Source organism: Nostoc sp. CCY 9925, assembly GCF_963920935.1.
Lineage (GTDB): Bacteria > Cyanobacteriota > Cyanobacteriia > Cyanobacteriales > Nostocaceae > Nostoc.
In genome coordinates, this window is sequence record NZ_CAWUDO010000302.1 from 1 (window position 1) to 625 (window position 625).

Annotated in this window: 1 protein-coding gene; it reads right to left on the reverse strand. The window is 41.3% G+C overall.

What is annotated here, in order from left to right:
* Nucleotides 1-625, reverse strand: a 625-nt coding sequence (locus ACM0OY_RS40550; RefSeq protein WP_414574324.1) for a DUF3991 domain-containing protein, incomplete at both ends; no start/stop codon positions are given.

Genomic DNA, 625 nt, shown 5'->3' on the forward strand with positions numbered 1-625 from the left:
CTAACTCATAACCAGAGAATTTATTGGTTGTACCTTCTAAAAATGCTCCTTTGGTCTTTCCGTTGAGATCCCGCATCACAAAAACTACATTTGCTTTTGAGTCGGCATAAACTAATCCCTGGTTATATAACATTTGTACGCAATCAGAAGGTATACCTCGTTTCTCTTTTAAGTAATGTTCTACTTGCTGCCACTGTTTTTTATCCTCAACGGGTGGGGCGAATTGGGGTGCTAGTTGAGTTTGGATAATAAGAGCCGCAACTTTTTGAGCATGAGCTGTTGCTGCACGTTGGGCCCCAGCTTCACCAAATCTATCCCCCAGCCATGCGATCGCAGTTGTTTGGTTACATTGATTAACGTGCTTGACTAAATCAATAGCGCTATTACCATCCAACGAGGAACTATTGCCAAAGTCAGTAAATTGAGAGCCATCTATATTAATGATGTGGTTTCGCCCTATCCATTCATTTCCTTTACGCCACAGTCCCAACTCCCAAGCAACATCATCCAGAACTAAATCAGTTGACAATTCGGTAAGTTTTCGCAATTGCTGATTATCTTTCTCTAATAGCTCAATTCGTTGTCTTAGTTGTTCATTTTCAAAGGCTAAGGCTTTGGCTGTAGC